This is a genomic window from Amycolatopsis sp. NPDC043889 (assembly GCF_056435645.1).
Genome location: NZ_JBWKEC010000006.1, coordinates 273,114 through 298,298, shown reverse-complemented (window position 1 = coordinate 298,298; position 25,185 = coordinate 273,114). Strand labels below are relative to the sequence as shown.

At 67.8% G+C, this 25,185-nt stretch carries 26 protein-coding genes; 14 read left to right on the top strand and 12 right to left on the bottom strand.

The features are described 5' to 3' along the window. Nucleotides 1-3: 3 nt before the first annotated feature. Entirely contained in the window at nucleotides 4-306 is a 303-nt protein-coding gene (locus tag AC0685_RS15360; protein WP_478226095.1) for a DUF1905 domain-containing protein, read from the bottom strand. A 101-nt stretch (nucleotides 307-407) separates the two neighbouring features. On the opposite strand from AC0685_RS15360, the gene AC0685_RS15355 reads away from it, so the two are divergent. Continuing rightward, nucleotides 408-989, top strand: coding sequence for an AAA family ATPase (locus tag AC0685_RS15355; RefSeq protein WP_478226093.1), 582 nt, complete (start codon nucleotides 408-410; stop codon nucleotides 987-989). Here the strand turns inward: AC0685_RS15355 and AC0685_RS15350 are convergent. The 4 genes from AC0685_RS15350 to AC0685_RS15335 are packed head-to-tail and all read right to left on the bottom strand — an operon-like array spanning nucleotide 963 to nucleotide 4,393. Then, the gene (locus AC0685_RS15350) at nucleotides 963-1,589 is read right to left on the bottom strand and encodes a TetR/AcrR family transcriptional regulator (protein ID WP_478226092.1); all 627 of its coding nucleotides are present in this window, start codon (nucleotides 1,587-1,589) and stop codon (nucleotides 963-965) included. The two genes, AC0685_RS15355 and AC0685_RS15350, sit on opposite strands and share 27 nt — an antisense overlap. A gap of 1 nt (nucleotide 1,590) precedes the next feature. After that, nucleotides 1,591-2,799 carry an NAD(P)/FAD-dependent oxidoreductase gene (locus tag AC0685_RS15345; RefSeq protein WP_478226091.1) on the bottom strand — a complete coding sequence of 403 codons (1,209 nt, stop codon included), beginning with the start codon at nucleotides 2,797-2,799 and terminating at the stop codon, nucleotides 1,591-1,593. Nucleotides 2,800-2,801: 2 nt separating this feature from the next. After that, complete coding sequence (locus AC0685_RS15340) at nucleotides 2,802-2,996, bottom strand: ferredoxin (RefSeq protein WP_007029462.1); 195 nt, start codon at nucleotides 2,994-2,996, stop codon at nucleotides 2,802-2,804. Beyond that, the gene (locus AC0685_RS15335; RefSeq protein ID WP_478226090.1) at nucleotides 2,993-4,393 is read right to left on the bottom strand and encodes a fatty acid desaturase; all 1,401 of its coding nucleotides are present in this window, start codon (nucleotides 4,391-4,393) and stop codon (nucleotides 2,993-2,995) included. The genes AC0685_RS15340 and AC0685_RS15335 overlap by 4 nt, the downstream gene beginning before the upstream one ends. A gap of 192 nt (nucleotides 4,394-4,585) precedes the next feature. Between AC0685_RS15335 and AC0685_RS15330 the strand changes: the two genes are divergently transcribed. The 4 genes from AC0685_RS15330 to AC0685_RS15315 all read left to right on the top strand — a co-directional run bounded on the left by AC0685_RS15330 (nucleotide 4,586) and on the right by AC0685_RS15315 (nucleotide 7,477). Continuing rightward, the gene (locus AC0685_RS15330; RefSeq protein WP_478226089.1) at nucleotides 4,586-5,596 is read left to right on the top strand and encodes an SdiA-regulated/phytase-like domain-containing protein; all 1,011 of its coding nucleotides are present in this window, start codon (nucleotides 4,586-4,588) and stop codon (nucleotides 5,594-5,596) included. Nucleotides 5,597-5,688: 92 nt separating this feature from the next. Further along, on the top strand, nucleotides 5,689-6,585 hold the full coding sequence (locus AC0685_RS15325; protein WP_478226088.1) for a hypothetical protein: 897 nt from the start codon (nucleotides 5,689-5,691) through the stop codon (nucleotides 6,583-6,585). Continuing rightward, nucleotides 6,582-7,037, top strand: a complete 456-nt coding sequence (locus tag AC0685_RS15320; protein WP_478226087.1) for an ester cyclase — start codon at nucleotides 6,582-6,584, stop codon at nucleotides 7,035-7,037. Before AC0685_RS15325 ends, AC0685_RS15320 begins: the two co-directional genes overlap by 4 nt. A gap of 50 nt (nucleotides 7,038-7,087) precedes the next feature. Beyond that, complete coding sequence (locus AC0685_RS15315; protein ID WP_478226086.1) at nucleotides 7,088-7,477, top strand: DUF4383 domain-containing protein; 390 nt, start codon at nucleotides 7,088-7,090, stop codon at nucleotides 7,475-7,477. A 54-nt stretch (nucleotides 7,478-7,531) separates the two neighbouring features. On the opposite strand, the gene katG is transcribed toward AC0685_RS15315, so the two are convergent. The 4 genes from katG to AC0685_RS15295 form a co-directional block, all read right to left on the bottom strand. Continuing rightward, a complete protein-coding gene (katG, locus tag AC0685_RS15310) occupies nucleotides 7,532-9,766 on the bottom strand; it encodes a catalase/peroxidase HPI (protein ID WP_478226084.1) in 2,235 nt (744 codons plus the stop codon). Between the two features lie 32 nt (nucleotides 9,767-9,798). Beyond that, on the bottom strand, nucleotides 9,799-10,230 hold the full coding sequence (locus tag AC0685_RS15305) for a Fur family transcriptional regulator (protein WP_340681636.1): 432 nt from the start codon (nucleotides 10,228-10,230) through the stop codon (nucleotides 9,799-9,801). Nucleotides 10,231-10,300: 70 nt separating this feature from the next. Next, nucleotides 10,301-11,758 (bottom strand): 4-hydroxyphenylacetate 3-monooxygenase, oxygenase component, encoded by a 1,458-nt coding sequence (gene hpaB, locus AC0685_RS15300; protein WP_478226083.1) that lies wholly within the window; start codon nucleotides 11,756-11,758, stop codon nucleotides 10,301-10,303. Nucleotides 11,759-11,789: 31 nt separating this feature from the next. Beyond that, nucleotides 11,790-12,323, bottom strand: coding sequence for a flavin reductase family protein (locus tag AC0685_RS15295; protein WP_478226082.1), 534 nt, complete (start codon nucleotides 12,321-12,323; stop codon nucleotides 11,790-11,792). A 59-nt stretch (nucleotides 12,324-12,382) separates the two neighbouring features. Here AC0685_RS15295 and AC0685_RS15290 point away from each other — a divergent pair, with 59 nt between their 5' ends. After that, nucleotides 12,383-13,072 carry an IclR family transcriptional regulator gene (locus AC0685_RS15290; protein ID WP_478226081.1) on the top strand — a complete coding sequence of 230 codons (690 nt, stop codon included), beginning with the start codon at nucleotides 12,383-12,385 and terminating at the stop codon, nucleotides 13,070-13,072. Nucleotides 13,073-13,417: 345 nt separating this feature from the next. Here the strand turns inward: AC0685_RS15290 and AC0685_RS15285 are convergent, their stop codons facing one another. After that, nucleotides 13,418-14,791, bottom strand: coding sequence for an MFS transporter (locus AC0685_RS15285; RefSeq protein ID WP_478226080.1), 1,374 nt, complete (start codon nucleotides 14,789-14,791; stop codon nucleotides 13,418-13,420). A gap of 147 nt (nucleotides 14,792-14,938) precedes the next feature. On the opposite strand from AC0685_RS15285, the gene AC0685_RS15280 reads away from it, so the two are divergent. The 6 genes from AC0685_RS15280 to AC0685_RS15255 are packed head-to-tail and all read left to right on the top strand — an operon-like array spanning nucleotide 14,939 to nucleotide 21,274. Beyond that, the gene (locus tag AC0685_RS15280) at nucleotides 14,939-16,420 is read left to right on the top strand and encodes a fumarylacetoacetate hydrolase family protein (protein ID WP_478226079.1); all 1,482 of its coding nucleotides are present in this window, start codon (nucleotides 14,939-14,941) and stop codon (nucleotides 16,418-16,420) included. Further along, on the top strand, nucleotides 16,402-17,073 hold the full coding sequence (locus tag AC0685_RS15275; protein WP_125676801.1) for a GntR family transcriptional regulator: 672 nt from the start codon (nucleotides 16,402-16,404) through the stop codon (nucleotides 17,071-17,073). The genes AC0685_RS15280 and AC0685_RS15275 overlap by 19 nt, the downstream gene beginning before the upstream one ends. Before the next feature lie 16 nt (nucleotides 17,074-17,089). Continuing rightward, complete coding sequence (gene hpaE / locus AC0685_RS15270; RefSeq protein WP_478226078.1) at nucleotides 17,090-18,595, top strand: 5-carboxymethyl-2-hydroxymuconate semialdehyde dehydrogenase; 1,506 nt, start codon at nucleotides 17,090-17,092, stop codon at nucleotides 18,593-18,595. A gap of 31 nt (nucleotides 18,596-18,626) precedes the next feature. Next, complete coding sequence (hpaD, locus tag AC0685_RS15265) at nucleotides 18,627-19,721, top strand: 3,4-dihydroxyphenylacetate 2,3-dioxygenase (protein WP_478226077.1); 1,095 nt, start codon at nucleotides 18,627-18,629, stop codon at nucleotides 19,719-19,721. A gap of 9 nt (nucleotides 19,722-19,730) precedes the next feature. Further along, a complete protein-coding gene (gene hpaH / locus AC0685_RS15260; protein WP_478226076.1) occupies nucleotides 19,731-20,516 on the top strand; it encodes a 2-oxo-hept-4-ene-1,7-dioate hydratase in 786 nt (261 codons plus the stop codon). Then, nucleotides 20,501-21,274: an HpcH/HpaI aldolase family protein gene (locus AC0685_RS15255; protein WP_478226075.1), complete on the top strand. Its 774-nt coding sequence runs from the start codon at nucleotides 20,501-20,503 to the stop codon at nucleotides 21,272-21,274. The genes hpaH and AC0685_RS15255 overlap by 16 nt, the downstream gene beginning before the upstream one ends. A 231-nt stretch (nucleotides 21,275-21,505) precedes the next feature. Here the strand turns inward: AC0685_RS15255 and AC0685_RS15250 are convergent, their stop codons facing one another. Both AC0685_RS15250 and AC0685_RS15245 read right to left on the bottom strand, forming a co-directional pair. After that, nucleotides 21,506-22,879 carry an MFS transporter gene (locus AC0685_RS15250; protein ID WP_478226074.1) on the bottom strand — a complete coding sequence of 458 codons (1,374 nt, stop codon included), beginning with the start codon at nucleotides 22,877-22,879 and terminating at the stop codon, nucleotides 21,506-21,508. A 101-nt stretch (nucleotides 22,880-22,980) separates the two neighbouring features. After that, nucleotides 22,981-23,118 (bottom strand): winged helix-turn-helix transcriptional regulator, encoded by a 138-nt coding sequence (locus AC0685_RS15245; RefSeq protein ID WP_478226073.1) that lies wholly within the window; start codon nucleotides 23,116-23,118, stop codon nucleotides 22,981-22,983. Nucleotides 23,119-23,403: 285 nt separating this feature from the next. Here AC0685_RS15245 and AC0685_RS15240 point away from each other — a divergent pair, with 285 nt between their 5' ends. Both AC0685_RS15240 and AC0685_RS15235 read left to right on the top strand, forming a co-directional pair. Then, entirely contained in the window at nucleotides 23,404-24,039 is a 636-nt protein-coding gene (locus AC0685_RS15240; RefSeq protein WP_478226072.1) for a DsbA family oxidoreductase, read from the top strand. A 604-nt stretch (nucleotides 24,040-24,643) separates the two neighbouring features. Then, a complete protein-coding gene (locus tag AC0685_RS15235; protein ID WP_478226071.1) occupies nucleotides 24,644-25,180 on the top strand; it encodes a hypothetical protein in 537 nt (178 codons plus the stop codon). Nucleotides 25,181-25,185 lie beyond the last annotated feature (5 nt).

Sequence of the window (25,185 nt, the reverse complement as noted above, 5' to 3'; positions counted from 1 at the left end):
CGGTCAGAGGTCGATCACTTTGACGGTCACTTTCGCCACATCACCCTCCTCGATCCCTTCGGCCTTACGGACCGCTTTCTTGAGCGGCAACACATAGGCACCCTGTTTGGAGTCCGGGAAGATCGACGTCTTCCATTTGCTGCCGCCGATACCGACCTCGACACGGACCGCACCGAACCCGCGGCGCGGTCCGTCGGTGATCTCGCGGATCTCCTCGGAGATGTCCTGGGGCAGGCTGACGAAGGTCCAGGTCTCCCCGCGGCGGGCGTCCCAGACCCAGAGCTCGGCATCGAACACGACGATCATCGGTGGAGCGTCGCACACGGGACCGACAGTTCCGCGCGGCCCGATTCCCTGCCGGCCCTGACCTCGCCTCGATGCCGCGGTGGAGCCGCTACCGTGGCCGAGTGGACTTCGTCGTGATCTTCGGACCGCCCGCCGTCGGCAAGATGACCGTCGGCGAGGAGTTGTGCAAGCTCACCGGGTTCAAGCTGTTCCACAACCACATGGCCATCGAGCCGGTGCTGGGCATCTTCCCGTTCGGCTCGCCGCCGTTCGGCAAGCTCGTCAACGAGTTCCGCCGCCGCGTCATCGAGGAGGCGGCCGACGCCGCGCTACCCGGCCTCGTCTACACCTACGTGTGGGGTCTCGAACTCCCCGAGGACACCGAACTCATCGGCTCATACGTCGACATCGTCCGGTCGCGGGGCGGCCAGACGCGGTTCGTCGAGCTGTATGCGGATCTCGACGAACGACTCGAGCGGAACACCACCGAGCTCCGCCTCGACCGCAAGCCCAGCAAGCGCGACCTCGACTTCTCCCGCGCCAATCTGCTCGAATTCGACCGCGATTACGTGATGAACACGGACGGATCGCGGCGCACCTACGCCCAGGACTTGATCGAGCGGCACGATCACGTGCGCATCGACAACACCCGCTTGACCCCGGCGGAGACCGCGGCCCTAATTCTCCGAAGGATGCCGCAGTGACCGGGTCGTCGTCGCGCCGAGCACACGCGAAGCCATCCATGCCAGGGCGTCGGCCGTGCGCGCCGGGGTGTCCGACGGTTGCATGATGTGACTCAGCACGGTCCGGACCACGACGTCGATCGCCACATCCAGCTGCGCGGCATCCAGCGGCGGGCCGTAGGCGCGGACACGGCCACGCAGCATGACGGTCGCTTCGCTCAGCAGGCTGCCGGCCCGCACTGTCAGCAGCGGCAGCAACTCGGTGTCGGCGCCGTGCGTGGCCGAGACGATGGCGCGCAGCAGGAGATTGTCGTCGGCGAGTTCGAGGACACCGCGGACGGCGTCGTGGATCGCCTCGACGAGGTCTTCGGGATGCCGTTCGAAGGCGTCCCGGACCACCGCGAGGAACCGGGCGAGTTCGTGCGAGATCATCGCTTCGGCGAGCTGGGTCTTCGAGCCGAGTTCGTTGTAGACGGTCTGGCGGCTGACGCCGACGATCTCCGCGAGCTTGCTCATCGTCACCGAGGACCAGCCGGAGCGTACGGTCAGCTCGATCGCCGACGCGACGATCGGTTGACGGTACGGACCCCCCGTGACCGGCGCCTCACTCATGATCGTCATTCTAGGCCGCCGTTCCCGCCGCGAACGCCAGCGCCTCCGGCCACGGCGCCCGCCCGGCGATATGGCGACGGTACTTCATGATCTCGCGCGGCCGGTCGACGGTCAGCGCCCCGACGATCCGGTCCCCGCGCCGGTACAGCGCGGTGAAACCACCGGCCTCCGGGACGGCGGCCACCACCTCGTCCGCGCGCGGGGTGCCGACGAACTGGATCCGGTGGTCGTACCAGTCCGACCAGAAGTACGGCACCGGCGACAGCGCCTTCGCCGCTTCCGGCGCGAGCGCGTGACGAGCGGCCGCGGCACCTTGCTCCGCGGCGTTCGTCCAGTGCTCCAGCCGCATCAGCTCACCGTCGAACAACGGGTTCGCGGCATGTGCGACATCGCCGGCGGCGTACACGCCGGGCACCCCGGTCGCGAGCGTGGCGTCGCACACCACGCCGCCGTCTCGCTCGTGCAAAGGCACCCCGCTTCCGGCCAGCCAACCGGTGGCCGGGATGACGCCGATGCCGGCGACCACCAGATCCGCGGGCAGCACCTCGCCGGTCGAAAGCCGGACACCGGTCACCACACCGCCGTCGGACTCCAGGCCGGTGACCGTGGTGGACAACCGCAGTTCAGTGCCCGCCTCCCGGTGCAGCGAGGCGCACACCGCACCGGCCTCGGCGCCGACGGACCGGGTGAGCGGGACGTCGAGCGTCTCGACGATCGTCGACGGCAGCCCGCGCTTCCGTGCCGCGGCGGCGACCTCCGAGCCGATGAAACCCGCGCCGATCACGACCGTGCGCGCCCCGTCGTCGAGCGCCGCACGGACCGCCAGCGCGTCCTCGGCGGTCCTCAACGTGTGGACCCCGGCGAGCCCCTCGCTTCCGGGCAGCCGCCGCGCGGTGGCGCCGGTCGCGATCACCAGCGCCTCGTAGGGAACCGTCGTCCCCGCCACCGACACCTCGCGGGCGGTGGTGTCGAGCCCGTCCGCGGGGGCGCCGAGCATCAGCTCGACGCCGAACTCGTCGCGCAATGTGTCCTCGGCGTGGAACGGCTCGACCTTGCCGGGTCCTTCCGCGTCGAGGAACGACTTCGACAGCGGGAGCCGATCGTACGGCGGGTGGTCCTCCGCGCCGATCAGCACGATCCGCCCTCGATATCCGTCCCGGCGAGCCGCCTCCACCGCGCGCAACCCGGCCAGCGACGCTCCCACGACAACCAGTGTCATGGTCAGTCCCGCAGCTTCAGCGCGAGGACCGGGCAGGCGTCGACAGCGGCCGACAGGTCCTGGCGGTGTTCTTCACCGGGTCGCTCGTCGAGCACCACGACCGTGCCGTCGTCACCCACCTCGAAGAAGTCGGGCGCCATCGCCTCGCACATGCCCAGCCCGTCGCATTTCGCGCGATCCGCCTCGATCTTCATCATGCTCCGACCCTTCCCGGTGCCACGAAATCGACCTTCTCCCGCACCCCGCAGTCCGGGCAGCACCAAGAATCCGGGATCGCCGACCACGGGGTCCCGGCGGGGAAGCCCTCCCGCGGGTCGCCGAGTTTCTCGTCGTACACATAACCGCAGCCGGGGCACATCCCGCCCTCGGTCGCGTCGCCGTGCGTGTCGGCGACGTGCCGCGACGGCGCGGTGACACGCGTTCCGTAGCGCGCCAGCACCTTGGCCCGCTTCGACGGCTGGATGTTGGCGCGGGAGATGTCGCCGTCGAAATGCGCGAGCACCCGCGGATCCATCACGCGCCGCCACACCGGCGGGATCAGCGCCAGCACGATCATCCCGGCGTAGCCCGTCGGGAGCACCGGCGATTCCGCGAAATCACGCAGCGTCTGGTAGCGGCGGGTCGGGTTGGCGTGGTGATCGCTGTGCCTCTGCAGGTGGTAGAGCAGCACGTTGGTGGCGATGTTGTTGGAGTTCCAGCTGTGGCTGGGGTCCACGCGTTCGTACCGGCGGCGGTTCGGCGGGCCGACCATCTGCCGCCGCATGCCGTAGTGCTCCATGTAGTTCACGACCTCCAGCAACGAGAACCCGATCACCGCCTGGATCACCAGGTACGGCAGGATCCCCGGCCCCAGCCACACGGTCATCGCCGCCCACAGCACCGCCGACATCAGCCAGGCGTTGAGCACGTCGTTGCCGATCCGGAACGGATGCCGGTCACGCCGGGCGTAGCGCTTGCGCTCCAGACCCCACGCGGATTTCAGCGAGCCGAACACGGTGCGCGGCCAGAACCGGTAGAAGCTCTCCCCCACTCGGCTGCTGGCCGGGTCCTCGGGAGTGGCCACCCGGACGTGGTGGCCGCGGTTGTGCTCGATGTAGAAGTGGCCGTAGAAGCTCTGCGCCAGCGCGATCTTCGACAGCCAGCGCTCGTGGCTCTCCTTCTTGTGCCCGAGTTCGTGCGCGGTGTTGATGCCGATCCCACCGATGCAGCCGATCGAGATCGCCAGGCCGACCTTGTCCAAGACGGACAGGTCACCGCGGGCGATCAGCCAGAACGCGACAACGAAACCCGCGTACTGGATGGGCAGGAACGCGAAGGTGATCCACCGGTAGTAGCGATCCCGCTCCAGCCGTTCGATCACGTCGTCGGGTGGATTGCTGCGGTCCAGCCCGGCCACCAGGTCGATCAGCGGCACGATCGCCAAGATCACGATCGGCCCGATCCAGAACCACACTCCCCAGCCGGTGGCCGCGTGCAGCCCGATGGCCAGGAACGCGAGCGAAGGCACCACCAGGCCGATCAGCCACAGATATCGCTTGCCGTCGGTCCAGCGTTCGGTCGAGCCCGCCGGGATCGTGCCCGTCATCTCGCTCATCGCACCCTCCTCCATTGGCTGGGTTTACAAAAATGTAAGTGATGTACACCCAGTTTGACAAGAGGTAACCTTTTGTAAACCCAGCATTGCTTCATTCGGTGAGAACCTGGCGATATCTTGTATTCGTAAGGAAACTTACTTAACTTGTGACGACACGCCGCGGCCCACTTCGTCCGCCCCGAAGGAGCGCGAATGCCCCGATCACCTCGCCGAATCCGACCTGCCGCCGTGGCCACCGTCGCCGCGGCCCTGCTGGTCCTGCCGGCCACCACCGCCACCGCGACCACGACGGCGAACAGCCCGTGGCCGGGCGGCTCGGCCGTCACGAACGCCGACGGTTCGAATGTCCTCGGCGGCAACATGAGCGGCCTGTCGTTCGGCGGCCCGGACGTCCTCTGGGCGGTCAAGAACGGCCCCGGCACGCTGTACCGCCTCGTGCGCAATGGCTCGAAGTGGCAGCCGGACACCGCCAACGGCTGGTCGTCGGGCAAGCAGCTGCGCTATCGCAGCGGCGAGGGCGACCCCGACGCCGAAGCCGTCGTGGCCACCCCGGACGGCGTGGTCGCGGCCACCGAACGCGACGGCGACAACAGCAAGACGAGCGCGCTCAAGGTGCTCCGGTACGACGTCTCCGGCACGGCCAAGACCCTCACCGCCAAGGCCGAATGGGATCTGACAGCGGACCTGCCGAAGGTATCGGCCAACGACGGCCTCGAAGCCGTCTCGTGGATCCCGGACAGCGCCCTCACCGCCAAGGGGTTCGTGGACCAACGCACGAAGGCGGCCTACAACCCGAGCAGCTACCCCGGCCACGGGACCGGTCTCTACCTCGTCGGCCTCGAGAGCAACGGGATGATCTACGCCTACGCGCTCGACCAAGCGGGCGGGAAGTACACCAGGGTCGCGAGTTTCGCGAGCGGGCTCGACTCGATCATGGAACTCGAGTACGAGGCTTCCACCGGCAAGCTGTGGGCGGTCTGCGACGACACCTGCGGCGGTGACTCGGCGACGTTCGCGGTGGACGCGCGGGGCGCGTTCGCCGTCACGGCCACGCACGACCGGCCGAGCGGGATGCCGGACTACAACAACGAAGGCTTCGCGATCTCGGCCACGTGCGCCTCCGGGACCAAGCAGGTGGTCTGGGCCGACGACGGGAACGACGGCGGCCACGCGCTCCGCGCCGGCACCCTCTCCTGCGGCTGAACCGGTACTCCATTCCGGCGCGAATCCGCGCCGGAATGGAATGCACCGATTCCGGCCTTTCTTGCATCCCGCTCGTGAACTAGTTTGTCGGAATGAAATTCGCCTCTCTCGCGATTCTTCCCGCACTGGCCGCTCCCCTGCTTCTGCCGTCCGCGGCGCTCGCCGGTGACGGCTGGGAATCCATCGGCGCCGGGATGACCTCGGGCGCCAGCGGCATCGCCGTCCTCGACCGGGACGACGACCGGATCGACGCGCTTGTCCTACGGGACAACAAGAAGCCCGGCGAGAACCGGGCGGTCCGGGTCCGGCTCGATCACGGCAAGGTGTCCAAGGTGGACTCGATCGACTGGCCCGGCGAACTCCCGGTCGATCTGGAAGCGGCCGAAGCGGTGCCGGGAAAGACCGGCGAATTCATCGCGCTGGCCAGCGGCGGCAAGGGCTTTCACTTCAAACTGAAGGACCAGCGGCTGAAAGTGCTCGGTACTTTCCAGGTGCCGAAAGGTGACCCGGAAGACAATTACGAGGGTTTCGCGCTGAAAAAGATGAATGATCGATTGTTCGCGGTCTGGGCGGACCGCGGCCAGGACGCCCGCCCGGCCACGCTCTACACCGCGGAGTTCTCGGTCTCGAAGCTGTCCTTCAAGAAGCCGAAGTCGATCCCGTTCCGGGTCCCGTATCCGGCCACGGACGTCCGTCACACCTCGGACGTCGAGATCACCACGGACGACCGCGTCCTGGTCTCGGCCGCCTCGGACCCCGGTGACGAAGGCCCGTTCGACTCGGCCGTGTACGCGGCGGGGGTGCTTCGCTCCGACGGTTCGATCGCCCTCTCCCCCGTTCCGGTGAGGATCGGCGACTTCCCCGGCCACAAGATCGAGGCCATGACCTGTCTTTCACGCTCGTGCGGCAGCCTGCTCTACGGGACCGACGACGAGGCCGCGGGCGGTAGGCTCCGGATCGCGACCAGGAACGACCCGGAGGCCCAGTGATCAGCGACGACCTGCGCGAGCGCCGCCACAAGATCATCGAAGAGCACATGGACACCGAGGTGGCCCACGAGTTCGACCGCACGCTGGGCACCTTCAACGGCCATCCGCACTACGAGATCATGGCGACCGGCCAGATCTTCGACGGCGACGAAGAGGTCATGGCGTACTACTGCATGACCCGCACGGCCTTCCCGGACCAGCGGCACGACAACGTCCGGTACCACTTCGCCGACGAGTCGGTCATCGTCGAATTCGACCTGCTCGGCACCAACCTCGGCGAGTTCTACGGCCGTCCGCCGACCGGCAAGGCGTTCCGGGTGCCGATCATCGCGGTGTTCTTCTTCGACGAGGATCGGATCACGAACGAGCGCATCTACTTCGACGCCGCCAGCCTGATCACCCAGGCCGGGCACGCCGAACTCCTGACCCTCCTGGCGTCCGGCGACGTCTGAGCCGACGCCGGCCGAGGATTATCCCGAAGCACCCGGGGTACCCGGCCAGCATGGACGAAGCAGAGGCGGTGCGCGACGCCCGCCTCATGGAGCGCGAATTCGCCGGGCATCAGTCCGGCGCCCGCTTGTTCGGCGTCTTCGCCGTGTCGATCCTGCACAACCTGGTGCATCTGCTGTTCGGCGTGGTGGGCGTGCTCGCCGCTCGCAACCGCGCCGCTTCCCGGGTCTTCCTGATGGTCGGCGGCGGGATCTATCTGCTGCTGTGGATCATCGGCCTGGCGATCCCGCAGAGCAGCCCGGGGAACTTCCTGCCGTTCAACGTCGCCGACAACTGGCTGCATCTCGGCCTCGGCGTCGGCATGATCGCGCTGGGTGTCCTCACCACCGCGCTCGAACGCAAGGCCGGCGACTACCCGGAACCGGATCTGCAGCGCCAGTGAAAACGTCCGGGCCCGCCGCGGAAGCGACGGGCCCGGACGCTCGGTCGGCTGGCTTCAGACCAGGTCGTACCGGTCGAGGTTCATGACCTTGTCCCACGCGGACACGAAGTCACGGACGAACTTCTCCTTCGCGTCGTCGCTGGCGTAGACCTCCGCCACCGCGCGAAGCTCGGAGTTGGACCCGAACACCAGGTCGGCACGGGTACCGGTCCACTTGACCTCGCCGGTCGCGGAGTCGCGGCCTTCGAAGGTCTCCGCGTCCTCCGACGTGGCGGTCCACTGGACCCCCATGTCGAGCAGGTTCACGAAGAAGTCGTTGGTCAGCGACCCCGGCTTCTCGGTGAACACGCCGTGCTTGGACTGCTGGGCGTTGGCGCCGAGGACACGCAGACCGCCGACGAGGACGGTCATCTCGGGCGCGCTCAGGTTCAGCAGGTTCGCGCGGTCGAGGAGCAGGTACTCCGTCGGGAGACGGTGGCCCTTGCCGCGGTAGTTGCGGAACCCGTCGACGGTCGGCTCCAGCGGGGCGAACGACTCGGCGTCGGTCTGCTCCTCCGTCGCGTCGGTGCGGCCCGGGGTGAACGGCACGGTGATCTCGTGGCCGCCGTCCTTCGCGGCCCGCTCGACGGCGGCGACGCCGCCCAGCACGATCAGGTCGGCGAGCGAGACCTTCTTGCCGCCGGTCTGGGCGCTGTTGAACGCCTCCTGGACACCCTCGAGGGTCCGCAACACCTGGGACAGCGTCTGCGGGTCGTTGACCTCCCAGTCTCGCTGCGGCTCGAGGCGGATGCGGGCACCGTTCGCGCCACCGCGCTTGTCGCTGCCCCGGAACGTCGAGGCCGACGCCCAAGCGGTGGAGACCAGCTGCGAGACCGACAGGCCCGAAGCGAGCAGCTTCTCCTTGAGGGAGGCGATGTCCGCGTCGTCGATCAGCTCGTGGTCGACGGCGGGCACCGGGTCCTGCCAGATCAGCGTCTCCTGCGGCACCAGCGGGCCGAGGTAACGCTGGATCGGGCCCATGTCACGGTGGGTCAGCTTGAACCAGGCACGGGCGAAGGCATCCGCGAACTGGTCCGGGTTCTCGTAGAACCGGCGCGAGATCTGCTCGTAGACCGGGTCGAAACGCAGCGCCAGGTCGGTGGTGAGCATGCCGGGCGCGCGGTTGAGCTTGCCGTCCTCGGGGTCCGGCACGGTGTTCTTCGCCTTGCCGTCCTTCGGGACCCACTGGTGGGCACCCGCCGGGCTCTTGGTCAGCTCCCACTCGTACTCGAAGAGGTTGTGGAAGAACCAGTTGCTCCACTGGGTCGGGGTCGGCGTCCAGGTAACCTCGAGGCCACTGGTGATCGCGTCGCGGCCCTTGCCGCTGCCGAAGGTGTTCTTCCAGCCCAGGCCCTGCTCCTCGATCGAAGCGCCTTCGGGCTCGGGGCCGACGTACTTGTCCGGGTCGGCCGCGCCGTGCGTCTTGCCGAAGCTGTGGCCGCCGGCGATCAGCGCGACGGTCTCCTCGTCGTTCATCGCCATCCGGCCGAAGGTCTCGCGGATGTCGCGGGCCGCGGCCAGCGGGTCCGGGTTGCCGTTCGGGCCTTCCGGGTTCACGTAGATGAGACCCATCTGCACGGCGGCCAGCGGGTTCTCCAGCTCACGGTCGCCGGTGTAGCGCTCGTCGCCGAGCCACGTGCGCTCGGGACCCCAGTACACGTCCTCGTCCGGCTCCCAGACGTCCGCGCGGCCACCGGCGAAGCCGAAGGTCTTGAAGCCCATGGTCTCCAGGGCACGGTTGCCGGTGAAGATCATCAGGTCGGCCCACGAGATCTTGCGGCCGTACTTCTTCTTGACCGGCCAGAGCAGGCGGCGGGCCTTGTCCAGGTTGCCGTTGTCCGGCCAGCTGTTGAGCGGGGCGAAACGCTGCATGCCGGCGCCCGCGCCGCCGCGGCCGTCCTCGATGCGGTAGGTGCCCGCGCTGTGCCACGCCATGCGGATCATGAAGCCGCCGTAGTGGCCGAAGTCCGCGGGCCACCAGTCCTGCGACGTCGTGAGGACGGCGTCGACATCCTTGGCGAGTTCGGCGAGGTCGAGGGTCTTGAACTCGGCGGCGTAATCGAACCCGGCGTCCATCGGGTCGGAAGCCGCCGAGTGCTTCCGGAGGATCTTCAGGTTGAGCTGGTTCGGCCACCAGTCACGGTTGCCCGCGCCTTCGGTGGGGTGGTTGCGGCGGCCCGACGAGACGGGGCAGCCGCCCGCGCTCTCTTCGTTCATTTCGCCGATGACGGCGTCCGGGCTGTCAGACACGGGAATCCTTCCGGGAATCAGAACTGCAGGGCTCAGGAACGGGGTTCAACGGCACAGTCGGGACACAGGCCCCAGTAGATGACCTCGGCCTCTTCGATCACGAAGCCTTGGTCGTTCGACGCGGTCAAACAGGGTGCGGGACCGACGGCGCAGTCGACGTCGGCGATGGCACCACAGGTTCGGCACACGACGTGGTGGTGGTTGTCCCCGACCCGGGACTCGTAGCGTGCCACGGACCCCGACGGCTGGATCCGCCGAACGAGACCCGCGGCGGTCAGTGCCCGCAACACGTCGTAAATGGCCTGGTGAGAGACCTCTCCGAGTTCCGTACGCACGGCACCGATGATCGAGTCGGTGTCGGCGTGCGGGTGGTCGCGTACCGCTGTCAGCACGGCCACCCTGGGACGCGTCACGCGCAGGGAGGCCCCGCGCAGCATCCGCTCGAAGTCCGGGGTCGTGGGCACGGCCGCAGTCTGGCCCATTTTCTGGAATGAATCAAGTTCTTGCATCCCGGGCGTGTCCGGCCCGGTTCCCTCACTCCTCCCGCGCCAGCAGTTCCCGGACCCGTTCCTGCAGCGCCTCCCTCGGGTACGCGTTCACCTGGGCACCCGCCATCCGCACCGGGTCGCCGAAGAAGAAGTACTCGTACAGCGACTCCCGCCCGGCGAAGCTCGAGACCGACGCGTCGAACGCCAGCTTGAACAGCCGCGCGCGGTCCTTGGCCGGCAGCGTGGCCGACTGGAGGTACGTGTCGATGTCAGGACGCCCTTCGGCCTCGAAGTCCGCTTCGCCCGGCAGGGCCATGAGCCCGGAGGCGGAGAACTTGCGGATGATTTCGGTCAGCCGCGGCGAGACCTTCGTGGGATACCAGTTCCGGGCGGCGTTGAGGACTTCCCACTTGGGCAGGAAGACGCCGTCCTCGCTCAGTTTTCCGTCGGCCTCGGCAGCGCGCAGCACGGCCTTCTCGATCTCGACGTAGGAGATCAGCTCCGACAGGTCCTGCTGGATGTGCTGGAAACCGCCGATGCCGATCGCGGCGGCGATCTCACTGGCGAGGCCGAGGTAGAACTCCGTCTTGGCCAGCGTGCGCGTGACGACCTGGTGGGTCATCAGCGCGCCGGCGCCGGTCTCGGAGTACCAGGCGTTGCACAGCTCCGGGTGCCCCAGCAGGAAGACCCGCTCGCTCGGGACGAAGACGTCGTCGAACACCACGACCGCGTCCATTTCCTCGAACCGGGAGGCGAGCGGTTCGTCGAAGTGCGAGCGGCCGTGGTCGACTCCGGCCCGGCAGAAGTACTTGAGACCGGGCGCGTCGTTCGGGACGGCGAAAGCGTAGGAGTACGGGGCATCCTCGGGAGTACCGCGCAGGACTGTCGACGGGAAGACCAGGAGTTCGTCGGCGATCGGCGCGATGGTGGCGAGCATCCGCGCGCCGCGGACGACGATGCCGTCTTCCCGTTCCTCGACCACCTTCGCCGACAGGTTGCCACCGCCCTGCCGGCTGCCTGACACCGAACGGTTGACCTGCGGAGGGATCAGGGTATGCGTCGCGAGGAGGTCGTTCTCGCGCGCCATCTCGTAGTACTTCGCGATGCGCTCGCCGTAAACGGGATCAGCCTGGGAGAAGAACTTCTTCGCGGTCGAGAGCGCGGTGAGCGACGAGTTCATGTAGTCGCCGGTGCGGCCGAGGAAGCCGTTGGAATACTTCGCCCAGACGGAGAAGGCGGCGCGGCGGCGCTTGAGGTCTTCCTCGCTGCGCGGCACCAGGAACGAGGTTCCGACCCGCTCCCCCGTGGTCGGCGATTCGTAGGTCAGGACGTCACGGTGCGCCGGGTCGTGCTGGAGGTCGAACAGCTTCGCGTAGGTCAGCGCGTTGTTGCGGAAAGCGGGGTGCTCGGCGACCTTCGAGGTCACCTTCTCTCCGTCGACGTACAACTCCGGCGTCATCGCGTTGAGCTTGTCGAGGTACTGCTGTCCGGTACGGGCTCCCATGTCGTGCTCCTTTTCGGGGTGGACGTCGTTGTCAGAACAGGGATTCGTGGCCTTGCGCGGATTCGTGGATGGTCGAGAACTGCCCGTTGACGAAGCCGAGCGCGTCACCGGAGCGGTAGTCGAACTCCCGCACCTCGCCGAGGAACAGGGTGTGATCGCCGCCGTCGTAGGCGGCCCACGGCGTGCAGTCGAACCAGCTGAGGACGCCGCCGAGCCGCGGCGCGTGCCCGCCTTCGACCCACGTCGGCGCGCCTTCGGGGGTCGGACGGCCGGCGAAGTTCATCGCCAGCGCCTCCTGTTCCGCGCCGAGGACGTTGACCGCGAACGGGCGACCGGCGAGCAGGTCGTGGCTCTTCACGCTGCGCTGGATCGAAACGAGGACGAGCGGTGGATCCATCGAGACCGCAGTGAAGGAGTTCACCGTCAGGCCGTGCCGTTTCGCAGCGGCGTCGAAGGTCACAACGGCCACTCCCGTCGCGAAGCGGCCGAGACAGCCTCGGAAGAACTGCGCGGGTGGCCGATACAGGCTCGAACCCGGCGAGAAACTGGTTTCGCGTGACATCATCGTCGATTCCTGTTCTATAATCGAACAGCCAGTTCAACTATCGAAATGGATCGTATACGATGGTTTCGGAGTCCCGCAAGACCGCGAGCACGTCCCAGACGCTCAGCCGCGGCATCCGCGTGCTCGAAGTCCTTGCCGACGCCCAAGAACCGCTCAGTGTCGACCGGATCGCCGAACGGCTCGGGGTGCACCGCTCGATCGCGTACCGGCTCATCCGCACCCTCGAAGAGCACGGACTCCTCACACGGGAACCCGCCGGGAAGTACGAACTCGGCGCGCGGCTGGCGGCGCTCGCGGCCGGGATCAAACACGATCTGCAGGCCGCGGCGCTGCCAGAACTGACCGCGGTCGCGAACGAACTCGGCATGACCTGCTTCGTGGCGGTGATGGACCGCGAGGAATGCGTGACGCTGGTCAGCGTGGAACCCCGGCACGCCATCGCGTCCGTCGCGCAGCGCCCGGGGTCCAGGCATCCGTTCACCGCGGGCGCTCCCGGCCGCGCGATCCTTTCCCAGCTTTCACCGGAAGACCGGCCCGTGGAAGTACAGGAAGTGGCTGCCCGCGGCTACGCGGACAGCCATGGTGAAGTGATCGAGAATCTCAGCTCGGTGGCCGTGCCGCTCCCCTTGCGCGGCCACGCCCCCGCGGCGCTCGCGGTCGTCTACTTGTCCAGCACGCGCACTCCCGCCGAGCTCGCGGAGCGGCTCAAGGCGGCGGCGAAGGCCGTCCGTGACGCTCTCGGCGGGTGAGCGTCACGGACGGCCGGGGGTCCACTTCTGTCGTGAGTGGCAAAGAAGCTTAGAACGCAATGCCACGGATGGGGGTCTTGATCGTAAGCGGTGAGGGTTGCCGCAGGTCATGCGCTCGGTTGCCGTGGCCGACAGGAGCCGACCGCGCCCCTGGGTGTCCACCAAGGACACTTTTCGCTGACTCAATGTCCGAGTGATGCCCGGATGAGCGATTTCACGACCAACCCGACCCACGACCGAGAGCCTTCACCCCACCTGTCAGCACACGGAGCAGACTCGATGTACCTCGTGGGCCGCTGGGACGAAGACGGCCTGCGCCGCAGGGCCTCGATCACGCCACGTTCGTCACTTGCCGAACCGGAGCGGGCTCACCGCCTGCTCGGCTTCGTGGTCCGGTCCGAGCGGGATTCCCGACCGGTCACGCAGCAGCAAGGTGGCGATGAGACCGACGACGGTCATCCCGGCCAGATAGACGGCCACGGACACCGACGTGCCGGTCGCGTCGACCAGCGCGGTGGCGATCGTCGGCGCGAACGCGCCGCCGAGGATCGCACCGAGCGCGTACGAGATCGAAACGCCGGAGAAGCGGATCGACGCGGGGAACAGCTCCGCGTAGAACGCCGCCTGCTGGCCGTAGGTGAACCCGAGCCCGACGCTGAGAATGATCAAGCCCAGCGCCAGCAACACGATGTTCCCGGTGTCCACCAAGGGGAAGAGCAGCGCGACGCCGGCGAGTTGCGCGATCCAGCCGACCACGTAGGTGCGCCGCCTGCCGAACCGGTCGGACACCGCGCCCGCCGCCCACGTCGAGAGCAGCCACGTCGCCGCCGACGCGGTCACCGCCCACAGCACCGGGCCGCGGTCGAGGCCGATCGGCCCCTTCGGGTTGGTCGCGTAGTTCTGGATGTAGCCGCCGGTGGTCATATAGCCGACTGCGTTGTTGCCCGCGAATACCAGCGCGGCCACCAGGACGAGCATGGCGTGCTTGCGGAACAGCTGGATGATCGGGGTCCGGGTCTGCTCACGCCGTTCGGCGATCTCGCGGAAGACCGGGCTCTCCTCGACGCGGCGCCGCACGTAGTGGCCGACCAGGATCAGCCCGACACTGAGTAGGAACGGGATGCGCCAGCCCCAGTCGAGGAACGCCTGACCGGGGACGAGCAGGCTGGTCAGCGCCAGGACGCCGGAGGCCAGCAACAGCCCGAGCGGGACGCCGATCTGCGGCGAGGCGCCGAAGAGTCCCCTGCGCTTCGACGGCGCGTGCTCGACGGCCATCAGCACGGCGCCGCCCCATTCACCACCAGCCGAAACGCCCTGCAGGATCCGCAGCAGGATCAGCAGGACCGGCGCGAGGACACCGATCTGGTCGAACGTGGGGAGCACGCCGATCAGCGTGGTCGCGGCGCCCATCAGGATCAGGGTGAGCACCAGGACCACACGACGGCCGTACTTGTCGCCGAAGTGCCCGGCGAGGAACGCCCCGAGCGGGCGGAACAGGAAGCTCACGCCCACCGTGGCGAAGGAGACGAGCGTGCTGTTGGCACCGAGACCGGAGAAGAACAGCTTGCCGAAGACGAGACCGGCGGCGGACGCGTAAACGAAGAAGTCGTACCACTCGACCGTGGTGCCGACGACGGTCGCGAACGCGACCCGGCGCCGATCGGAAGACGGTGGGGCGGTCCGGCCGGGCGTGCGTTCATCCTGCGCTGGATTCGACACCTTGACTCCTTTGACATAGGCCTGACGCGAGTGGCGGCCCGCAGGGATCCCGGGCGAGGCGAAGGCCACTCGGTGACCGCCTTGCCACTGTGGCACGGAATCATATACGTTATTAGATACGAAGCAAGGTCGAGGATTCAGGGGAACATGGGCACTTACGAGGCATCAGCGCCTTCCGGCCGCACGTCCGGTCCGCTGGGCACCCGGCCGGGCAAGATCATCGCCGTCCATCTCAGCTACGCGTCACGCGCGGAGCAGCGCGGACGGCGTCCGGCGAACCCGTCGTACTTCTTCAAGCCGTCGAGCTCGATCGGCACGTCCGGTGGCACGGTCGAACGTCCGGCCGGGACCGAACTGCTGGCCTTCGAAGGCGAGATCGCGCTGGTCATCGGCACCGCGGCCCGGTGGGTCAAAGCGGACCAGGCGTGGGAGCACGTCGCCGCGGTCACCGCCGCGAACGACTTCGGCCTCTACGACCTGCGCGCCGCGGACAAGGGCTCCAACGTCCGCTCCAAGGGCGGCGACGGCTACACCCCGCTCGGCCCGGGCCTCATCGACGCGCGCGACGTCGATCCCTCGTCGCTGCGCGTCCGCACGTGGGTGAACGGCGACCTGGTGCAGGAGGACACCACTGCCGGACTACTGTTCCCCTTACCGCAGTTCGTATCCGACCTCTCCCAGCACTTCACCCTCGAACCGGGCGACGTCATCCTCACCGGGACCCCGGCCGGGTCGACGGTGGTCTCCCCCGGCGACGTCGTCGTCGTCGAAGTGGACGTTCCCGGCACGTCCGTCAGCAGCGGACGGCTCCACACCACCGTGACCCAGGGCATCCGGTCCTTTTCGGACATCGGCAGCCTGCCCGAGGCCGACGACAAGCAACGTGCCGAGGCTTGGGGCACGCCCGTCGAACAGGTCGAAGAGGACACTCCCGCGCTCAGCGAAGGACTTCGCGCCAAGCTGCTGCGCGCACCTGTGGCGGGCTTGTCCGCTCAGCTGCGCAAACGCGGGCTGAACAACGTCGCGATCGACGGCGTGCGTCCCAATCTGCCCGGTTCGAAGATCGTCGGCACGGCGAGGACGTTGCGCTTCGTGCCCAACCGCGAGGATCTGTTCAAGTCCCACGGCGGCGGCTACAACGCGCAGAAGCGCCTTTTCGACTCGGTCGGCGCCGGCGAGGTGATCGTCATCGAAGCCCGCGGTGACAAGGGTTCCGGGACCCTCGGGGACATCCTGGCACTGCGGGCGCGTTACCTCGGCGCGGCCGGGGTGGTCACCGACGGCGGAGTCCGCGACTTCGAGGCCGTCGCCGCGACAGGGCTTCCCGTGTTCTCGCAGGGCCCGCATCCAGCGGTCCTCGGCCGCAAGCACGTGCCATGGGACACCGACGTCGCGGTCGCCTGCGGCGGTGCCACCGTACTCCCCGGCGACATCATCGTCGGCGACGACGACGGCGTGGTCGTCATCCCGCCGTCACTGGCCGAAGAGATCGCCGACGCGGCGCTCGCCCAGGAGGACGAAGACTCCTGGATCGCCGAGCAGGTCGGACAGGGCCGCCCGATCGAGGGGCTCTTCCCGCTGAACCCGTTGTGGCGGGAAAGGTATGAGGCATGGCAGAAGAAGCAGTGAAGACGACCAGCAAATCCGAACTCGCCTACGAGTGGCTGCGTGAGCGGATCGCCCGGCACGAGTACGGACCCGGCTACCGGCTGGTGCTCGCCGAGATCGCCGGCGCGCTCGACATGAGCGTCGTCCCGGTGCGCGAGGCGATCCGGCGGCTGGAGGCCGAACGGCTGGTGACCTTCGAGCGCAACGTCGGCGCGCGGGTGGCGATGGTGGACCAGAACGAGTACGTCCACGCCATGCAGACCCTCGGCGTCGTCGAAGGCGTCGCCACCGCGCTGTCCGCGCCTCAGCTGTCCGAAGAGAACATCGCGCGGGCGCGGCGGGTGAACGAGCGCATGATCGCGCTGCTGGACCATTTCGACGCGCACGAGTTCACCGCGCTGAACCAGCAGTTCCATTCGCTGCTCTTCGAATGCTGCCCCAACCCGCAGATCCTCGACCTCGTGCACCAGGGCTGGACCCGGCTGTCCGGGCTGCGCGACTCCACGTTCGCGTTCGTCCCCGACCGCGCGCACCGCTCGGTCGAGGAACATGAAGAGATCCTCCGGCTGATCACCGAGAAGGCCGACCCGCTCGACATCGAATTCGCCGCGCGCAATCACCGCTGGGCCACCATGCAGGCCTTTTTGGACGCTCGAGAGCGCGCGAACCGCTGACTGAGGAGGGCTCATCTTGACCACCACGACTCCCCGGCCGATCCCCGACGGTGTCCCGGAGCGGATCCGGCACTACATCGGCGGCGAACTCGCCGATTCGGCCGACGGCGCCGTCTTCGACGTGATCGACCCGGTCACCAACGAGGTCTACGTCCAGGCCGCCGCGGGGAAGAAGGCCGACATCGACCGCGCCGTCGCCGCCGCGCGGAAGGCGTTCACCGAGGGACCTTGGCCGAAGCTGCTGCCGCGCGAGCGCTCGCGCGTGCTGAACCGCATCGCCGATCTCGTCGAGTCGCGGGACAAGCGGCTGGCCGCGCTGGAGAGTTTCGACTCGGGCCTGCCGATCTCGCAGGCGCTGGGCCAGGCACGGCGGGCCGCGGAGAACTTCCGGTTCTTCGCCGACCTGATCGTCGCGCAGGCCGACGACACGTACAAGGTGCCCGGCCGCCAGATCAACTACGTCAACCGCAAGCCGATCGGCGTCGCCGGGCTGATCACGCCGTGGAACACGCCGTTCATGCTGGAGTCGTGGAAGCTCGCGCCCGCACTCGCGACCGGCAACACCGTGGTGCTCAAACCCGCCGAGTTCACCCCGCTTTCCGCGTCGCTGTGGGCGGAGATCTTCGAGGAGGCCGGGCTGCCGCCGGGCGTGTTCAACCTCGTCAACGGCTTCGGTGAGGACGCGGGCGACGCGCTGGTGAAGCACCCGGACGTCCCGCTGATCTCGTTCACCGGAGAGAGCCGCACCGGCAGCCTGATCTTCGGCAACGCCGCGCCGTTCCTCAAAGGACTGTCGATGGAGCTGGGCGGCAAGTCACCCGCCATCGTCTTCGCCGACGCCGATCTGGAGACCGCGATCGACGCGACGGTCTTCGGCGTGTTCTCGCTCAACGGCGAACGCTGTACCGCGGGCAGCCGGATCCTGGTCGAGCGCGCGATCTACGACGAGTTCGTCGAGCGTTACGCCGCGCAGGCCGAGCGGGTCAAGGTGGGCGACCCGAGCGACCCCGCGACCGAGGTCGGCGCCCTGGTGCACCCCGAGCACTACGACAAGGTCATGAAGTACATCGAGATCGGCAAGACCGAGGGTAGGCTGGTCGCCGGTGGCGGCCGCCCGGACGGCTTCCCGACCGGGAACTACGTGACCCCGACGGTGTTCGCCGACGTCAAACCGGACGCCCGGATCTTCCAGGAGGAGATCTTCGGCCCGGTCGTCGCGATCACGCCGTTCGACGGCGAAGACGAAGCACTGGCGCTGGCGAACAACACGAAGTACGGGCTGGCGGCCTACGTCTGGACCAACGATCTCAAGCGGGCGCACAACTTCGCGCAGTCCGTCGAAGCCGGCATGGTGTGGCTCAACTCCAACAACGTCCGCGACCTGCGCACGCCTTTCGGCGGAGTGAAGGCTTCCGGGCTGGGACACGAGGGCGGCTACCGCTCGATCGACTTCTACACCGACCAGCAGGCGGTGCACATCAATCTCGGCGAGGTGCACAACCCCGCCTTCGGTAAGGGCTGAACCCGTTCCCCCGTCCACAAAGGATGACGCAATGAAGCCGATCCCCACCCCGAAATCGCCGCCGCCGGACGTCCTGCGCTGCGCGTACATGGAACTCGTCGTCACCGATCTGGCGCGTTCGCGCGCGTTCTACGCCGACGTCCTCGGACTGACGGTGACCGAGGAGGACGAGACCACGGTCAGCCTCCGCACGATCGACGAGTTCATCCACCACAACCTCGTGCTGCGCCAGGGACCGGTCGCCGCGGTCGCGGCGTTCTCGTACCGGGTGCGGTCACCGGAGGACCTGGACAAGGCAGTCGCGTTCTACACGGAGCTGGGCTGCCGGGTCGAACGTCGTGCGGACGGCTACACCAAGGGCATCGGGGACTCGGTGCGGGTGCAGGACCCGCTCGGCTTCCCGCTCGAGTTCTTCCACGACGTCCAGCACGTCGACAGACTCAGCTGGCGCTATGACCTGCACGTCCCTGGCGCGCTGGTCCGGCTCGACCACTTCAACCAGGTCACGCCGGACGTCCCGCTGGCGGTGAAGCATATGGAAGACCTCAACTTCCGGGTCACCGAAGACATCCAGGACGATCAGGGCGTCACCTACGCGGCCTGGATGCGCCGCAAGCCCACCGTGCACGACACCGCGATGACCGGCGGCGACGGTCCGCGGATGCACCACGTCGCCTTCGCCACGCACGAGAAGCACAACATCCTGTCCATTTGCGACAAACTCGGCTCGCTCCGGATGTCGGACCACATCGAACGCGGCCCCGGCAGGCACGGCGTCTCGAACGCGTTCTACCTGTACCTGCGCGACCCCGACGGGCACCGCGTCGAGATCTACACGCAGGACTACTACACCGGCGACCCGGACAACCCGGTCGTCACCTGGGACGTGCACGACAACCAGCGCCGCGACTGGTGGGGCACGCCGGTGGTCCCGTCCTGGTACACCGACGCCTCGCTGGTACTCGACCTCGACGGCAAGCCGCAGCCGGTGGTAGCGAGGACCGAGGAAAGCGAACTGGAGGTCACCATCGGCGCCGACGGCTTCTCCTACACCCGCAAAGGTGACGACGAAGGCGAACTGCCGGCCTGGAAACAGGGCGAGTACAAACTCGGCAACCAGCTCTGAGGCGGGGAGATGCTCGAACAGGAAACGATCACCGCGATCGCCGACGAACTGGCGGCCGCGGAGGAGGCCCGGGAAACGATCCCGCTGCTGACGGGGCGCTACCCGGACATGACCGTCGAGGACTCGTACGCCGTGCAGAACGAATGGCGGCGCCGGGGTATCGCGGCGGGGCGCCGTCCGGTCGGGCGCAAGATCGGGCTCACGTCGAAGGTCATGCAGGCCGCCACCGGGATCACCGAACCCGACTACGGCACCATCTTCGCCGACATGGTGTTCGAGAACGGTTCCGTGATCGAGCACAGCCGGTTCTCGAACGTGCGCATCGAGGTCGAGCTGGCCTTCGTGCTCCGTGATTCCCTTTCGGGGCCGGACGCCACGGTGTTCGACGTAGTGCGGGCGACCGAATACGTCGTGCCCGCTCTGGAGATCCTGTCCTCCCGGATCGAGATGGCCGGCCGGACCATCGTCGACACGATCAGCGACAACGCGGCCATGGGCGGGATGGTCTACGGCGGTAACCCGGTCGCCGTGGACGCCGTCGACCTGCGGTGGGTTTCGGCGCTGTTGTACCGCAACGAAACCATCGAGGAATCCGGCGTCGCCGCCGCGGTGCTGAACCATCCCGCGAACGGCGTCGCCTGGCTGGCGAACAAGCTCGCTCAGCACGGTGACGAACTCGACCCGGGTGACATCGTGCTGGCCGGGTCGTTCACGCGGCCGATGTGGGTGCACCCCGGCGACACCGTGACCGCCGATTACCGGGACCTGGGGGCGATCACATGCCGCTTCGTCTAGCTCCGCCGTTCCGGGATCAGCTGGGCGAGCGGCCGCGGATCGGCATGTGGGTCACGTCGGGCAGCCCGGTGGTCGCGGAGATCTGCGCGGGTTCCGGGCTCGACTGGCTGCTCGTCGACACCGAGCACTCCCCCGCCGGGCTGGAGACGGTGCAGTCGTTGCTGCAGACGATCGCCGCGTATCCGATCACGCCGATGGTGCGCGCCCCGTCCGGTGACGCGGTCGCGCTGAAGCAACTGCTCGACCTGGGCGCGCAGAACCTGCTGGTGCCCATGGTCGACAGCGCGGAGGAAGCGGAAGCCGTGGTGCGGGCCGTCCGCTATCCGCCACGTGGCGTGCGCGGTGTCGGCAGTGCCCTGTCGCGGTCGGCGCGCTGGAACCGAGTCGAGGACTATCTCGCGAAGGCCGAAGAGTTCACGTCGCTGTTCGTCCAGATCGAGTCGACGACGGGAGTCGCGGCGGCCGCCGAGATCGCCGCTGTCGACGGCGTCGACGGGGTGTTCGTCGGGCCGTCCGATCTGGCCGCCTCGATGGACCTGCTCGGAAAGCAGACGCACCCCGACGTCACCGCGGCCGTCTTGAGCACCTTCGAGGCCGTCCTTGCTCAGGGGAAACCGGTGGGAGTCAACGCGTTCGACCCTGCGCAGGCTCAGCGCTATCTTGACGCCGGCGCTTCGTTCGTGCTGGTCGGTGCCGATGTCACCCTGCTCGCACAAGGTTCGGAGGCGCTCGCGCGGCGGCATCCGCCGGACTCATGACCGGGCGGTGGGTCGAGGCTTTCGCGACGTCGAAGGTGGCGTGTCCTGGTGGCGTGTCCGTGAAGGCCTCCTTCCCTACTTTCAGGGTAGGGAAGGAGGCCTTCACGGACTTTCCTGACTCGCGGGGTTTCCGGTGGACGCGCCTACGGGGTGGTCGTGAGTGGCGTTTCGGGTTAGAGGCCGAATCGCCACTCACGACCACCTGGACCGAAGACATCCGTGCCCGTGGATTCAAGCCGGATTCATCGACCGCGCCTCACGATCAGCGACCGGATCCACCGGCAATCGACCTGCTGCGACGGCACCGGCCGCGGCAACAACACCGATGAACCCGAAAACAACACCGAAGGCCAAGGTAGGGCTCGATTCGAGACCCGCCAGAACCGCGCCCGTCACCGCCACCCCCGCCACCGCGCCCACCTGTCGCACGGTATTGAACAAACCCGAGGCACCACCCGCGGCGCCCGGTTCCACCGACGCCATCGCGATGGCGGACAGAGGCGACCACGCCATGGCATTGGCGGCGCCCAGAATCGCGGCTCCGGGAACAATCCACCAGGGACTCAGTTCGAGCACGACCACAAGGCCTATGAGCGAAAGGCTCACCATGAGCAGGCCCATGCCGAGTATCGCCGGCCTGCGCGCCCCCACGCGGTCGACCCATCGGCCGGCCGGTGGCGACAACACGACCGCCACGAGAGCGTCCGGCGACATGACCACGGCGGCCTCGACCGGCCCGAAACCTCGCACCTCTTGGATGTAGAGCATGGTCGGCAGGGCCATCGCGAGAACCGTCGCGCCGAGAGACGCCATCGCGAGGCTTGCCGACAGGTATCCGGACGAGCGATAGAGCCTCAGTGGCGCGAGGGCTTCCGCCCCTTCTTTGCGTTCGCGGTGGCAAAAGAGGACGAGCAGCGCCACGGCCAAAGCGATAGCGGTGACGATCATGGGCAGCGAGAGGGTACGCCAGGACAGCAGGGCCCACACGAGAAGGCTCAGACCCGCTGTGCTCAACGCGGCACCGAGGAGATCGAATCGTGTGACGCCTCCATGGCTACCTGGGATCAGGCGGATCCCCATGACGACGGCGATGCCGCAAAGTGGCACGTTGACCCAGAAGATCCAGCGCCAATCCAGTCCCGCCGTCAGCAGCCCGCCCAGTATGGGCCCGAGCAAGGTGGCAGCGGCGGCGACCGAGCCCCAGATGCCGAAGGCGCGCCCGCGCTCGTCTTCGGCGAAAAGTCGTCGAATCAGCGTGAGTGGCTGAGGGGACATCGCTGCGGCTGCGAGGCCTTGCAGGACTCTGAAAGCGACAAGCCATCCGATTGAAGGCGCGAGCCCACACAACGCGGAGGCGACGGCGAAGCCTCCCATACCGAAGAGGTAGACGCGCTTCGGATCGAAGAGGTCTCCGAGTCGTCCGGCGATGAGCAAAGGGACCGAAAACGCCAGCAGATAGCCGGCCGTCACCCAGAACAGCCCGGCGACGTCCCCGCCGAGATCGGCTTGGATGCTCGGGCTCGCCACGGCGACGATCGTCGTATCGAGCAGGAGCACGAAGAACCCCGCGAGCAGGGCCGTGAGTCCTCCCCACTTGTGTGTCACGCGTCCACCGTTCGCAGTAGGCGGTCAACCGGCCGAATCGTGTCGTTCCCGCGCCGCGAGGATGTCGTCCCGATGCGCGTTCGCCCAAGCGTCGAGCGCACTCAACGGAACGTCACCAGTCCGTCCCGGACCAGAGCGCGCAGGGTCAGCGTCAGCATCCGCTGGCTGATTCCTTCGATCCCGCGGTGCGACTCGCCGAACCGAGAGGTCCGCCTGCCGAGCAGGACCACGATGAGCACGCTCCACTTGTCACCCGATCAGGTCGAGGATTTCGCGGGTCGGGCAGTCGTGGTCGGCGGGCACGGGCACATCGATGTGCGTAGCTGACATGAAAGTGCCTCCTCACCGGCGCGGCCGATACTGGCGTAGGTTGAGGTTACGAACAAGTAGTAACCAACGGAAGCGGTCATGACTGCCCCTGCCGAACACGAAGCTCCCGAACAACCGGAGCCCGCCGAGCCGAAGCTGGTCGTCCTCGGCTCCGAATACGCGCCGACCCGCACGGACGGGATGTGCTCCTGGTGATGTACATCGACGTATGGTCCGACGTCGTCTGTCCGTGGTGCTACATCGGCAAACGCCGGATGGAGACCGCACTCGGCGAGTTCGGGCACGCCGACGACGTCGAAGTGCGCTGGCACAGTTTCCAGCTCGACTCCTCGCACCCCAAGGGCCACCGCGAACCGGTACACGACATGCTCGCCAAGAAGACCGGCGCACCGCCCGAGCAGGTCAGGGCGATGACGCGGCAGGTAACCGAACTCGCCGCCGCGGAGGGTCTTACGTACGACCTCGACAACGCCGTGTCGGTCAACACACTCGACGCCCACCGCCTCAACCATCTCGCCGACCAGCACGGGCTCGGCGATCGGATGCACGAGCGGCTGCTCAAGGCGCATCTCTGTGATGGCGAGATCGTCGACGATCTCGACACGCTGGTCCGGCTCGGCACCGAGGTCGGCGTCCCCGAGGACGAGGCGCGTGAAGTACTGGAGGGCACGAAGTACGCGGGCGAGGTCGACGTGGATTTCGCCGAGGCACGCAGGATCGGCGTCAACGGAGTGCCGTTCTTCGTGCTGAACGGCGCTTACGGTGTTTCCGGCGTGCAGTCCGCGGTCACATTCCTTTCCGTGCTGGAAAAAGCACACCAATCACGATAGAGCCACGGAACCCGTCCGTCGTGGCAACGCCCGTCCGCTCCGCGAGTGGTAAGCCGATGGCTTCGGCGCGCGAAAGGGGAGACGATCTTAACCGTGTGGGCCGGCCGCCCATCGAGCCGAACCCGCAACGCCGGGCCTCCCCCACGGAAACCCACGAGCTGACGGTCGTTCCCTTCGACGGCCATCACCGCATCGACGCCGACGGCGACGTGCGCGGTTCAGGGCTCCGGAGCCCTTCTCGAAGGCGAACTGCCCAGCACAGACCGACCGGGTGGCGATCACCAAGCTCACCGGGGTCGAATGCGAACACGTGACACCCGGACGAAGATCACTCCCGGCCGGGCCGCCGATCTGGCCCTGATCTCCGACCGGCGTCGCGAATTCGACCGCCGCCCGGTTTCCGGATGCGGATTCGGACGAGGAGCTCAGCGGCGGTTTGGCTGGTCAGCCGATCCCGCGGCACGAGCGGCGGTGCCGTGCTCGGCGGCCCAGGTGGCGATGCGGGTGCGGTTGGGGAGGCCGAGTTCGTCGAGGACGCGTTCGACCCGCCGGCATCTCGCCGAGCCGATTCGGCGCTCGGCCGGTTCGGAGTAGGGTCCTGATCATGCCCGCACTTCCGCGTGGCGGCCGTCCCGCGGAGGCACTGGCCACCATCCAAGCGAGTATCGACGCTGTCTGGCTGAAGTATCTCGCCGAGTACGGCGTCACGGCGGGAACCGTCGATGAGATCGATCTCGCCGAAACGGTGCTGGCCGATCCGTCGTCCTTCGAGTGGCGGGTGGTCGATGCCGCCCTAGTACGGTTGCGGTGCGCCGAGTGCGGCAGCGAACTCGGCTCCGGACCATCAGGCTGCGAACCGTGCGATCAAGCGAACGCGTTCCGCTTCGCCGCGATAGAGGTCGATCGTCCCGCGACCCCGCCGGGCACCGAACACGGCCTCCGCGTCGCGCGCACACGGCACCGCTACCCACCGAGGGTCCGCTGCGGATACGAGCTCGGGTTGCCAGATCTCCTCGACGGCAGGCTGCCCGGCACCCCACAGGCACAAGCCCTCAAGGCGGCGATCAACAAGCTCACCGACGACGAACGCGAACGTGTCACCACGTTCGACGAAGTGACCGCGCTCGCCGCCGGCCGGTAGGACTC

What these genes read in the sequence shown, in the direction of transcription:
- AC0685_RS15345 (WP_478226091.1), bottom strand. Translation starts at nt 2,799, where the DNA reads ATGACACTGGTTGTCGTGGGAGCGTCGCTGGCCGGGTTGCGCGCGGTG.
- AC0685_RS15335 (WP_478226090.1), bottom strand. Translation starts at nt 4,393, where the DNA reads ATGAGCGAGATGACGGGCACGATCCCGGCGGGCTCGACCGAACGCTGG.
- AC0685_RS15240 (WP_478226072.1), top strand. Translation starts at nt 23,404, where the DNA reads ATGTACATCGACGTATGGTCCGACGTCGTCTGTCCGTGGTGCTACATC.
- AC0685_RS15350 (WP_478226092.1), bottom strand. Translation starts at nt 1,589, where the DNA reads ATGACGATCATGAGTGAGGCGCCGGTCACGGGGGGTCCGTACCGTCAA.
- hpaH (WP_478226076.1), top strand. Translation starts at nt 19,731, where the DNA reads ATGCTCGAACAGGAAACGATCACCGCGATCGCCGACGAACTGGCGGCC.
- AC0685_RS15290 (WP_478226081.1), top strand. Translation starts at nt 12,383, where the DNA reads ATGGTTTCGGAGTCCCGCAAGACCGCGAGCACGTCCCAGACGCTCAGC.
- AC0685_RS15315 (WP_478226086.1), top strand. Translation starts at nt 7,088, where the DNA reads ATGGACGAAGCAGAGGCGGTGCGCGACGCCCGCCTCATGGAGCGCGAA.
- hpaB (WP_478226083.1), bottom strand. Translation starts at nt 11,758, where the DNA reads ATGGGAGCCCGTACCGGACAGCAGTACCTCGACAAGCTCAACGCGATG.
- AC0685_RS15255 (WP_478226075.1), top strand. Translation starts at nt 20,501, where the DNA reads ATGCCGCTTCGTCTAGCTCCGCCGTTCCGGGATCAGCTGGGCGAGCGG.
- AC0685_RS15295 (WP_478226082.1), bottom strand. Translation starts at nt 12,323, where the DNA reads ATGATGTCACGCGAAACCAGTTTCTCGCCGGGTTCGAGCCTGTATCGG.
- AC0685_RS15325 (WP_478226088.1), top strand. Translation starts at nt 5,689, where the DNA reads ATGAAATTCGCCTCTCTCGCGATTCTTCCCGCACTGGCCGCTCCCCTG.
- AC0685_RS15360 (WP_478226095.1), bottom strand. Translation starts at nt 306, where the DNA reads ATGATCGTCGTGTTCGATGCCGAGCTCTGGGTCTGGGACGCCCGCCGC.
- AC0685_RS15330 (WP_478226089.1), top strand. Translation starts at nt 4,586, where the DNA reads ATGCCCCGATCACCTCGCCGAATCCGACCTGCCGCCGTGGCCACCGTC.
- AC0685_RS15280 (WP_478226079.1), top strand. Translation starts at nt 14,939, where the DNA reads ATGGGCACTTACGAGGCATCAGCGCCTTCCGGCCGCACGTCCGGTCCG.
- hpaD (WP_478226077.1), top strand. Translation starts at nt 18,627, where the DNA reads ATGAAGCCGATCCCCACCCCGAAATCGCCGCCGCCGGACGTCCTGCGC.
- AC0685_RS15275 (WP_125676801.1), top strand. Translation starts at nt 16,402, where the DNA reads ATGGCAGAAGAAGCAGTGAAGACGACCAGCAAATCCGAACTCGCCTAC.
- AC0685_RS15235 (WP_478226071.1), top strand. Translation starts at nt 24,644, where the DNA reads ATGCCCGCACTTCCGCGTGGCGGCCGTCCCGCGGAGGCACTGGCCACC.
- AC0685_RS15340 (WP_007029462.1), bottom strand. Translation starts at nt 2,996, where the DNA reads ATGATGAAGATCGAGGCGGATCGCGCGAAATGCGACGGGCTGGGCATG.